Raw genomic sequence first — 9476 nt, 5'->3', positions numbered from 1 at the left:
TTTTCCTTACCCGATCAGATTTTCCGTAGCTTCCGCTTCCAGATACGGAACACCGTTGATGTTGACGAACTTCGGACTGGTCACGAAGTATTTAATTTTGTGCGTGGATACGCTGCCGCCTTTTGGATCAATATCCAGCAGATTGCTTAACTGCAATTTATTGCCGAACGTCTCGACCTTCACTTCTTCACTGCCTGCTTTGGCGTAGAAAAGAAAATCCAGCGGTTCAATACCTCGCCACGAACCTGCGGCGCGGGCTTTGGCTGTCAGTACCTGAAGCACTTTAGAACTGACTTCAATTTCTCCTTCTGCGGCCACATCGCCATCAACATGGCCGTCCGGCACACCACGGGTCTGGGCGGCGGCGCTGTTATCCGTGATATCCAGCGAAATTTTTTCTATATGGATCAGTTCACCATCGATGTAGGCATCAAATGACATACCTGAAATACGTTTGGTCATGCTGCGGCCTCCAGACTGGCATCCAGTAACAGGCTGATAGTAATTTGCAGTGGCACTTCATACGTGCGTACCACAATGTAAATATCCACCGCCTTTTTGCTCTTCCAGACAATAGAGACATCTCCATCCTGCGGCGGCTTCACCTCTCCCGGAAACGACACACCGTTAATGTTGGCCGCCGTGGACATTTCGCGCAGTGGGCGGGCAAACAACGTCTGGTGTGCCGCGATGCTGCCCGGCGTACTGTTCAGCGAACGATCGGCAATTTTACCGATAGCCAGCAGACGGACACGACGGGCGGCCTTGTCCACAATACGTAGCGTCTCAATGGACTGATAATCCCCCCCTTCCACATCCAGCGTACGTCCGTCAGCCCAGTAAAAACCGTCATAATCCGGATACCACATCGGCACGCTGTAGCGCTGCGCTTCCAGCGCTTTAAGGGTGGCCAGCTCCAGTGTTTTCCCGGTGCCATCTTCCGGTAGTTCATCGCTGCCCAGATTAAGTAGCGCCCCGGTTTTCACCCTCGCCGGGCTGTCAGCCACCGTCACCGCCCGGTTACACAGGCGACCGGCCAGCACACCCGGTTCATTCCCCCACAGACGCGGAACCAGCTGAACCGCTTTCTCTGCAATACCCTGCTGAAGGGTGGACAGACGTTTCAGATAATCCGCCTGGGCTTCATCCTCCTGCATTCCCTGAACCGCCAGGATGAACCACACCCAGCGCCCGTATTGCGCAATCAGTTCAGATCGCAGCGTTGCCGCCTGGTTAATCTGTTCTTTTGCCGCCACATCATCCGACAGCACCACGCCTTCCACCGAGCAGGAAACCTGTGCAGCTTTGACGGCATCCACCCACGCGCCCGGCTCACTGTCTGCGGCCAGTACATGAACAAATCCCCACCAGTTCTGGCCGGCGTTCGCCATTGCCGCCAGTACATCACTTTTTAACGGGCTGTTCCCCTCACCCAGTAGCGCGTTAAAGTCACTCTGTGCGTTAACAGCCAGCGTTTTACCCACATTTTTGGTACCCGTACCGATAAACAGCAACGTGCGCTCCACCTCATTGGTTTCACCCAGTAGCTGGTTTACCTGGTTAACGGTCACGGTTGGCCAGGTCATGTTTTCCCCTTAATATCCTGCGCCTTTACATTCCAGCCAAAGCCTATAGCCTGAAGCTGACGCGCCAGCGCTTTATCAAATTCATCGTCATTCATGCCCAGAAATACGCGGGCAGGAAGATCCACTGTCCAGCTGGTTTTCACTGCTTTACCACTCAGCTTTCGAATCAGTAATCCGGCCTGGCTGTATGGTATCGTCCGCGTGATATCGCCCAGCGTGGGCTTTTTCCAGCGTTTTCCGGTTCTCACCCGATACCCCAGCGCACGCAGTTTTTTAGCCTGGGCAGGTGTCGCCATTTTTCCGGCGTCCGCCTTACGTGGCTGACTGCTGCGGCTGACCTTTACCCGCATTCCGTTTTGTTGCGCATAACCTACGGTTCCAGCCGGAACCGGCGTTTCCCCGTTCCGGTACCCGCCGCCCTGCAAATAGATCCGTACAGCCTGAATTTCAGGCATTTCGCGGATATGAAGCAGCTTTGGCAGGTTACGCAGCATCTTCCCTTTGCGTTTTGTCTTACGTCCCGGCCATTTCTGACCATCCGGGGATTCCTGATTACGCACATGCCGTTTTGCCGCAGCAATCACGCCATATTTGGCCAGACGCCAGATCAGCCGCTGGCGCTTTTGCGGTGGCAACTCCATACTGACCAGTGCCTTACGTAATTCAGTCAGCTGTTTTTTATTCAGCTCGCCACCGGCTATCATATTTCCCCGCTCACCGGCGCCCCGGTTTCATCCACACTAAAAATGCTGGCAGTTAACGCCGTCCAGATTTCAGGCTCTGCCAGTGACCAGCGCTCACCACGCCACGGAATAGCCCCGTTTTCGTCCTGCCTGATCACCAGTTCTTCCACCATCGGAACGGTCAGCACCACAGTGGCGGTTTCCTCATCTTCCACCGACACATCCCAGTCAGGTTCGGCTTCACTCAGCCCGACTTCATCCAGCAGGTCTCTGTCTGCATCGTCCAGCCACGCCGCCAGTAAGGACATAAGTAACTGCGGCGGACACAGGCGATAGGGAAAACGCGCCCAGCTCAGAACTGCGTCATACCGAATAACCGCCTGGCGATATTGCCCCAGTCCGTAATCCTTCGCGGCGGGGATGAACTTCATTTCATCCAGTACGCTGTCAAATGACTGCATCGCCCGCGGCGGAACGTTCTCCTGAAAAAAAGCGGTCAGGCTTTGGATCTGCGTCTGGCTCATACTTTTTTCACCGTTGCCCGTTTAAGCCCCTTCATGCGACGGATCACCACGGACGCCTCAGCCAGTAACCCGGCCCGTGTCTCCTGGCTTTCCTGCCCCGGATGGCTATCACGCCGTCCGATAGTGGCGAACTCACCCAACAGATCCGCTTTTGCCCTGGCAAAAACGGCTTTCATGTACTGGGCGCACAGGCTGTTAAGTCCGCCCATCTTTACACCCGGCACATCTGCCGCCAGCGTATGGCCTTTCGCTTTCCAGCTGGCCTCCACGTTTTCCAGCTCGGCATTCACCTCCGCGACAGCGGCAAGCAGCGCCTGGCTGATGGTGTCAGCGTCAATATCTGGCGGTAGTGACCGCTGCGCCTGAAAATCCTTCAGGTTCAGATCCGGCCAGAAACCGTTATTGGCCAGCGGCTCGTCCTGATAATCCAGCGGTTTTCCACTAAACATAAATCCCCCGAAAAAGGCGGACTGACCGGTTTCCACGGCGCAATGACACACAAGGTGTTTTGCCCTCCACCGCGTCCGCCTGGCGTACGGTAGTCTTTACCCCTGCGTCAGTTTTCGGACACGGGCGGCAATGGTCTGCCGCGCTGTTCTGACGCCAATTTTTGAGTAGTGTTTTTCTGCGATGGCCAGCAAATGATCGGCTTTTTCCAGCGTTTCAATATCATCCACACCCGCAGCAGTTTGCTGGCCATCCTCATTACGCAGCAGCTCCAGCCCCGCAAATTTGTACCACTTGGCTGTTACATGCTCATGCAGTCGCCATACCCCTGCCACACGTTCAAACGTACGGGAGAAATACGGCTCAATACTTTCTCCGCGCCCGGCGCTTTCCTGCGCCCATGCCAGCATCGTATCGGCCACAAACGTGGGAAAATTGCTGCGTAACTGATCCGGTGTGGCCTGTTGCTGACTGATTGCGATATCAGCCCATTCCAGCGCCTGATCCAGCTCGCCCACGTCAAACAGCCAGATAACACACCAGGCAAATACCGGATTGGCGTACACCTGCTTGCTTTCCAGATACGCTTCAACAGTCGGTACCCAGCGCGGCAGCAACACATCCCTTTTAAACTCAATGCGATCCGCGATTGTCGGCAGGCTGCGTACGTGCCCCACATCCGTTTCCAGCGCTTTGACCAGAAGGTGCATACTTTCCGTGGTTTCCAGTGCCTGGCTTCGCTTCAGCTTTTGTTCCATCGCAATGCGCTGGCTGTGACGCTGCGCGGGAGAAAGTGCCATTTATCAGCCCTCCGCTGGTTCGGAAACCTTGCCGATAGTTACGGCGGATTCATCAATGGCCGCATACAGTTCCGGCACTTCCACCGCATATCCTTCATTGCGCAGGTATTTGTTTTCGAACTGCTTACGGTCTTCCACAAACTCCGCCTTACGCATACGGGTATTGCGCTGGGTATAGATGTGCAGATTTTTCAGCGGCGTCACCACCATGCGTTTTCCCGGCATAAAAGGCGGGATAATGGCCGGACGGCCAGCAATGGTATTCCCCAGCAACTGCGCCGCGATTTTTTCAGTCGGACGGTCTGCGGCCTGATACAGGCGATACTGTTCAGCAGCAACCAGATCAGCCCCCACCAGAACCACCAGACGCGGGTCATTGCGGAACTGCGCCGGAATTTTGGCGTTAATCAGGTCTGACGCCATTGCATCCAGTGATTTGTAATCCCCGGCTGCATCCAGCACCACCGAATCGGTCATAATCTGATTGCCGCCCAGCAGCGTTTTCATGCGCTCATGCCAGCCGATATTCACATCTTCACCGTTCGGGTTAGCTTCGGGATCAGTGGTTTTTGCGCGGCTCTTACCGTTAAAGCCGATACGCAACATATCCAGTGCAAAAGACTGCGTGGTGAATGCCTGGACAAGGTTGTAAAACTCGTTTTCATCCTTACCGGCGTTTGCCCAGACCGAAAGCAGATCCCAGCGCAACGCGGCGCAGCTGTCTGTTTCAACCAGTGAATAGTCGTTTCCGTCCACACCAACCTGGCGAATAAAACGGCCACTTTCACTACGTCCTGTGTGTAATACGGAAGAACCAACGGAAATCACCTGGCCACTCAGCTGATCAACATCCAGACAGGTAAGCATGTCCAGGAATTCGACGGACTCCAGCAGCGCAAGACGCAGCGCATTTTCCTGCGGGTTACTCAGGGAAAAATAACGACTGGCATCACGCGCCCCAAACTGCTGCGCCATGCCCGCCGAATATCCGTCCAGTAATTCCCGCGCACGGTTATTAAGGTGCATAAAACTCCCTCGCGATTAAGCGATAATAAAAATATTTGAAACTAATCAGCGCTAAAGTGAATTACAGGAAATTAAACTTTCCGGCTTTCTCTGAAATTTTGCGGCCTGGTGTACGGACTGATTTATTTCCCAAATCGTTAAAACGCTTAACGATATCTTTTGCATTATCACGAATGGCGGCAAATTCTTCTGTATCCACCACTTCCGCAATAGTATCCACATCACCCTGAACATCATTCAGTTGATTTTCAATTTTGGCCACACGGCCTTCCAGTTCGTTTACCGCGTTTGCCAGTGCCTGTAACTTATCATCACCCTGCGTGCTATCATCTGGCGGCGTTTCATCTTCAAACTTCGGTTTAATACCAAACATTTTTTGCCAGTTCTTCATTCTTTCTTCCTGTTTTATTTTTCCATCACGGGAAATTACACAGCCGTAATAACCCTGCTTAGATAATTTTTTGCGCCGACTGCTAAAACGCAGCCGTGTGGTGCCAACACTGGCTGGCGTGTCTGTTACTGCCAGTCCTTTCAGGTAAGTCCGTCCGCTACCACGCCAGTTTTCTTCCGGCTCAATGGAGAAGAACAAAAGCTGATCTTCATGATTGGCGAAGATCAGACGTATATTCGGGCATAAACTGACATACAACCGCGCCAGTCCATCTTCACCATCATTCCAGGTGGCCTCCAGAACTTCGCCAAAATTACCGTAATCGTCCTCATGCTCTGGCCAGATTAAAGCGACCCAGTGGTTATAGTCATAGGTTTCCCCCATATCGATAATCCACTGGCGTTTAATTATCCTGCCGTCAACGGTATCCCCTTCAGTAGCAACACACAGCCAGTCAGTTTTTAAATGTGACATATCCCCCCTGTTCCACTCCCTGACGCTGCAAATCAATTATTGCCAAATAAAACCATTGCTGCATTACGTTTTATTCTGAACAGTTCGGATATAACGCTTTACCGAATGCAGACGAATTATCACCACCGTTTTTTTATTACAGCCACGGCATAATTACCGCATGGCTAAATACTCTGAAGAATTAAAAGGCGTTGTCCGCGCACTTTATCTGCGCCGCTATACGCCAAAAGAAATTGCATCTGAATTAAATCTGCCGAATGCGCGGATCGTTTACTACTGGGCTGAAAAATACAGCTGGGCTGATTTGCTCAGTTTTGAAAGCACTGAAGAGGCTATCGAACGCCGCTACCAGCTACTGGCCAGCCGGGATAACAAAACCGATCTCGACCTGAAAGAAATGGACATGCTCATTGCTCACGCCACAAAACTACGTGCGCAAAGCAATAAGCATAAAGAAAAGATGGCCAGCGGTCAGAATTCCGGGCAGGCAGATGCGCGGGACAGCAATGACGACGAACCCCGCCGCAAACGGAAATACAAGAAAAACGATATTTCCTCGCTGACGCAGGAGGATTTTGACGCCTGGGCTGATGAGCACCTGTTTGAATACCAGAAACACCTGCGCCGGAACATTGGCCAGCTGGTCAGAAACATCCTCAAAAGCCGCCAGATTGGTGCGACCTGGTATTTTGCGTTTGAGGCGTTTGAAAACGCAGTCATGACCGGTGATCCACAAATCTTTCTGTCGGCATCAAAAGCGCAGGCGGAAGTGTTCCGGTCTTACATCGTAAATATTGCTGAACAGTATTTCGGGATCACGCTGACCGGCAACCCCATCCGCTTGTCCAACGGCGCGGAGCTGCGCTTCCTGTCCACCAACAAGAACACCGCCCAGTCCTACAGCGGCCACCTGTACTGTGATGAATATTTCTGGGTTCCAAATTTCACAAAACTTAATGAAGTGGCCAGTGCAATGGCCACACATGACAAGTGGCGTACCACCTACTTTTCAACACCGTCAGCTAAAACTCACCAGGCGTACCCGTTCTGGACAGGCGATGAATGGAAACAGGGCAGTAAAAAACGTACTGCCATTAAGTTTCCGACCTTTGATGAATTGCGCGACGGCGGGCGGGTTTGTCCGGATGGCCAGTGGCGCTACGTCATTACGATGGAGGATGCCATTGCGGGCGGCTTCAATCTGGCCAACATCGAGAAGCTGCGCAACCGCTACAACACAGCCACTTTCAACATGCTCTATATGTGCGTGTTTGTGGACAGTAAAGATTCCGTTTTCAGCTTTTCCGACCTGGAAGCCTGCGGCGTGGAAGTGGATACCTGGCAGGATCATAACCCGGACGCCGCCCGGCCATTTGGTGACAGGCCAGTATGGGGCGGCTTTGACCCGGCTCGCAGCGGTGATTTGTCCTGTTTTGTGATTGTGGCACCGCCGATGTTCGCCGTGGAGAAATTCCGCGTTCTGAAGGTGATTTACTGGAAAGGAATGAACTTCCGGTACCAGGCAAAGCAGATCGAGCAGCTGTTTAAAAAATACAACTTCACCTATCTGGGCGTGGACGTTACCGGTATTGGCCAGGGCGTTTTTGACAACATTCAGCATTTTGCCATGCGTGTGGCCGTCGCCATTCGTTACGACCTGAACACGAAAAATCAGCTGGTACTGAAGGCGGCTGACGTGGTCGAAAGTCAGCGAATTGAATGGGACAAAAACCTGAAAGAGATCCCGGCCAGCTTTATGTCCGTACGCCGCACAACCACACAAAGCGGCAATGCCATGACCTTTGTTGCAGACCGCAGCCAGGACACAGGACACGCCGAAGCGTTCTGGGCGATAACCCACGCCCTGCATAACGAACCTCTGAACTATGAAAATAAACCTAAATCACGCTGGAATTTAAGGAACAAGGCAGCATGAGTAAAAAGAAACACTTCGTTAAGCGCGACCAGCGCGGCGATAAGTCAAAAAAAATGAGCATTATTACGTTCGGCAAACCGGAACCTGTTCTGACCACCGGCACCGACTACCGGGATATCTGGTACGACAATGCCGCCGATCATTTTACCCAGCCAATTGACCGGCTGGCACTGGCACAACTGATTAACCTTAACGGTCAACATGGCGGCATCATCCATGCCCGTAAAAACATGATTGTGTCTGATTATCTGTCTGGCGGCCTGACTTACGACCAGCTGGAAGCCGCAGCTTTTGACTACATCACATTTGGGGATATTGCGCTTGGAAAAATTCGTAACGGATGGGGAGACGTGATCGGACTGGAACCCTTACCCGGCCTCTATATCCGACGCAGGAAAGACAGGAACAACGCAACTGATCAACCTGGTGATTACGTGGTGCTACAGGAAGGCGAACCGCAGATATGGTCGCAGGAAGATATCATTTTTATCAAGATGTACGACCCGCAGCAGCATATTTACGGGCTCCCCGACTATATCGGTGGCGTACATTCTGCATTGCTCAACAGTGAAGCGGTCATTTTCCGTCGCCGCTATTACCACAATGGCGCACACACGGGCGGTATTCTTTATACCCGCGACCCCAGCATGACGGATGAAATGGAAGAAGAAATTGAACAGCAGCTGCGTGACAGTAAAGGAATCGGCAACTTCTCCACCATCCTGGTAAACATTCCCGGCGGAGACGGTGACGCCATCAAATTCATTGAAATGGGGGATATTTCCGCTAAGGATGAATTTGCCAACATCAAGAATATCAGCGCCCAGGACATTCTGAACGCGCACCGTTTTCCTGCCGGGCTTGCCGGCATTGTCCCGCAAAATACTGCCGGACTGGGTGACGTAGAAAAGGCCGAACGGATTTATAAAAAAAGCGAAGTCGCCCCTGTTCAGCGCCGGTTTATGATGGCCGTAAACAATGATCCAGAAATACCGGAAAACCTGCACCTGAACTTTGATTTAAGTTACACAGAATCAACGGATAAGGGTGCGGTATGAGGCAAAAAAGGCTAAAATCCAGGCATCATTTAACAGCTGGAGCATGGAATATGCGAGTTCTGAAAATCGAATGCCCGGAATGCGGCTCAAAAGCTGTTATTCGTAAAACGAACCGGAAACACCGGCAGATTGCCGATATTTACTGCGCCTGTTCAGATGTCGAGTGTGGTCACACGTTTGTCATGAATCTGACGTTCTCCCACACTCTCAGCCCAAGCGCTAAAACAGGTGATGCTATGGTACAAAAAATACTGAATGCCCTTTCACCCGATCAGCGTCAGATGGCATTAGACTTACTGAAAGCGACTCCCGCCGCATGACAATCCCCCTTTTTGGGGGCTTTTGCCTTCATATTCATCAAGTTTACTTTCCAGATCCGCAGTCAATTCGCTCAGCCAGGCCAGTGCTATATCTTTTTCACAGCCAGTGCACTTACTGTTTGCAATCAACCGGGTAAACAAAGCAATCCGCTGCAATGCGATGGTTTCCAAAAACAAATCCTGCACAAGCATCCTCCCAAAACAGAACAACTGTATATAATTACAGTATAC

Annotated in this window: 12 protein-coding genes; 3 read left to right on the top strand and 9 right to left on the bottom strand. The window is 52.0% G+C overall.

Going from position 1 to position 9476, the window contains the following annotated elements; genetic code table 11:
• Positions 1 to 6: 6 nt before the first annotated feature.
• The 8 genes from ACLJNW_RS10865 to ACLJNW_RS10830 all read right to left on the bottom strand — a co-directional run bounded on the left by ACLJNW_RS10865 (position 7) and on the right by ACLJNW_RS10830 (position 5931).
• Entirely contained in the window at positions 7 to 462 is a 456-nt protein-coding gene (locus ACLJNW_RS10865; protein WP_000166743.1) for a phage protein, read from the bottom strand.
• On the bottom strand, positions 459 to 1586 hold the full coding sequence (locus ACLJNW_RS10860) for a DUF2586 domain-containing protein (RefSeq protein WP_000220203.1): 1128 nt from the start codon (positions 1584 to 1586) through the stop codon (positions 459 to 461). The genes ACLJNW_RS10865 and ACLJNW_RS10860 overlap by 4 nt, the downstream gene beginning before the upstream one ends.
• Positions 1583 to 2290: a hypothetical protein gene (locus ACLJNW_RS10855; protein ID WP_024154738.1), complete on the bottom strand. Its 708-nt coding sequence runs from the start codon at positions 2288 to 2290 to the stop codon at positions 1583 to 1585. The genes ACLJNW_RS10860 and ACLJNW_RS10855 overlap by 4 nt, the downstream gene beginning before the upstream one ends.
• Positions 2287 to 2793 carry a phage tail protein gene (locus tag ACLJNW_RS10850; protein ID WP_000084221.1) on the bottom strand — a complete coding sequence of 169 codons (507 nt, stop codon included), beginning with the start codon at positions 2791 to 2793 and terminating at the stop codon, positions 2287 to 2289. The genes ACLJNW_RS10855 and ACLJNW_RS10850 overlap by 4 nt, the downstream gene beginning before the upstream one ends.
• Positions 2790 to 3242 (bottom strand): head completion/stabilization protein, encoded by a 453-nt coding sequence (locus tag ACLJNW_RS10845; RefSeq protein ID WP_024154739.1) that lies wholly within the window; start codon positions 3240 to 3242, stop codon positions 2790 to 2792. Before ACLJNW_RS10845 ends, ACLJNW_RS10850 begins: the two co-directional genes overlap by 4 nt.
• Before the next feature lie 96 nt (positions 3243 to 3338).
• Complete coding sequence (gene gpM / locus ACLJNW_RS10840; RefSeq protein ID WP_024154740.1) at positions 3339 to 4040, bottom strand: phage terminase small subunit; 702 nt, start codon at positions 4038 to 4040, stop codon at positions 3339 to 3341.
• A gap of 3 nt (positions 4041 to 4043) precedes the next feature.
• A complete protein-coding gene (locus ACLJNW_RS10835) occupies positions 4044 to 5066 on the bottom strand; it encodes a phage major capsid protein, P2 family (protein WP_024154741.1) in 1023 nt (340 codons plus the stop codon).
• Between the two features lie 61 nt (positions 5067 to 5127).
• Positions 5128 to 5931 carry a GPO family capsid scaffolding protein gene (locus ACLJNW_RS10830; protein ID WP_024154742.1) on the bottom strand — a complete coding sequence of 268 codons (804 nt, stop codon included), beginning with the start codon at positions 5929 to 5931 and terminating at the stop codon, positions 5128 to 5130.
• Positions 5932 to 6091: 160 nt separating this feature from the next.
• Between ACLJNW_RS10830 and ACLJNW_RS10825 the strand changes: the two genes are divergently transcribed.
• From ACLJNW_RS10825 to ACLJNW_RS10815, 3 genes are read left to right on the top strand one after another with little or no spacing between them, the layout of a single operon-like run.
• Positions 6092 to 7867, top strand: a complete 1776-nt coding sequence (locus ACLJNW_RS10825; protein ID WP_001151942.1) for a terminase large subunit domain-containing protein — start codon at positions 6092 to 6094, stop codon at positions 7865 to 7867.
• Positions 7864 to 8925 carry a phage portal protein gene (locus tag ACLJNW_RS10820; protein WP_024154743.1) on the top strand — a complete coding sequence of 354 codons (1062 nt, stop codon included), beginning with the start codon at positions 7864 to 7866 and terminating at the stop codon, positions 8923 to 8925. Before ACLJNW_RS10825 ends, ACLJNW_RS10820 begins: the two co-directional genes overlap by 4 nt.
• Positions 8922 to 9245, top strand: coding sequence for an ogr/Delta-like zinc finger family protein (locus tag ACLJNW_RS10815; RefSeq protein WP_001552031.1), 324 nt, complete (start codon positions 8922 to 8924; stop codon positions 9243 to 9245). The genes ACLJNW_RS10820 and ACLJNW_RS10815 overlap by 4 nt, the downstream gene beginning before the upstream one ends.
• On the opposite strand, the gene ACLJNW_RS10810 is transcribed toward ACLJNW_RS10815, so the two are convergent.
• Positions 9219 to 9437 (bottom strand): hypothetical protein, encoded by a 219-nt coding sequence (locus ACLJNW_RS10810; protein WP_000960960.1) that lies wholly within the window; start codon positions 9435 to 9437, stop codon positions 9219 to 9221. The two genes, ACLJNW_RS10815 and ACLJNW_RS10810, sit on opposite strands and share 27 nt — an antisense overlap.
• Between the last annotated feature and the right edge of the window lie 39 nt (positions 9438 to 9476).

It is taken from the genome of Salmonella sp. SAL4457, assembly GCF_046548235.1.
GTDB classification, from domain to species: domain Bacteria; phylum Pseudomonadota; class Gammaproteobacteria; order Enterobacterales; family Enterobacteriaceae; genus Salmonella; species Salmonella enterica.
Note: the sequence above shows the minus strand (reverse complement) of the source record. Positions and strands in the feature narration are given on the sequence as shown.

What these genes read in the sequence shown, in the direction of transcription:
- ACLJNW_RS10865 (WP_000166743.1), bottom strand. Translation starts at nt 462, where the DNA reads ATGACCAAACGTATTTCAGGTATGTCATTTGATGCCTACATCGATGGT.
- ACLJNW_RS10860 (WP_000220203.1), bottom strand. Translation starts at nt 1,586, where the DNA reads ATGACCTGGCCAACCGTGACCGTTAACCAGGTAAACCAGCTACTGGGT.
- ACLJNW_RS10855 (WP_024154738.1), bottom strand. Translation starts at nt 2,290, where the DNA reads ATGATAGCCGGTGGCGAGCTGAATAAAAAACAGCTGACTGAATTACGT.
- ACLJNW_RS10850 (WP_000084221.1), bottom strand. Translation starts at nt 2,793, where the DNA reads ATGAGCCAGACGCAGATCCAAAGCCTGACCGCTTTTTTTCAGGAGAAC.
- ACLJNW_RS10845 (WP_024154739.1), bottom strand. Translation starts at nt 3,242, where the DNA reads ATGTTTAGTGGAAAACCGCTGGATTATCAGGACGAGCCGCTGGCCAAT.
- gpM (WP_024154740.1), bottom strand. Translation starts at nt 4,040, where the DNA reads ATGGCACTTTCTCCCGCGCAGCGTCACAGCCAGCGCATTGCGATGGAA.
- ACLJNW_RS10835 (WP_024154741.1), bottom strand. Translation starts at nt 5,066, where the DNA reads ATGCACCTTAATAACCGTGCGCGGGAATTACTGGACGGATATTCGGCG.
- ACLJNW_RS10830 (WP_024154742.1), bottom strand. Translation starts at nt 5,931, where the DNA reads ATGTCACATTTAAAAACTGACTGGCTGTGTGTTGCTACTGAAGGGGAT.
- ACLJNW_RS10825 (WP_001151942.1), top strand. Translation starts at nt 6,092, where the DNA reads ATGGCTAAATACTCTGAAGAATTAAAAGGCGTTGTCCGCGCACTTTAT.
- ACLJNW_RS10820 (WP_024154743.1), top strand. Translation starts at nt 7,864, where the DNA reads ATGAGTAAAAAGAAACACTTCGTTAAGCGCGACCAGCGCGGCGATAAG.
- ACLJNW_RS10815 (WP_001552031.1), top strand. Translation starts at nt 8,922, where the DNA reads ATGAGGCAAAAAAGGCTAAAATCCAGGCATCATTTAACAGCTGGAGCA.
- ACLJNW_RS10810 (WP_000960960.1), bottom strand. Translation starts at nt 9,437, where the DNA reads ATGCTTGTGCAGGATTTGTTTTTGGAAACCATCGCATTGCAGCGGATT.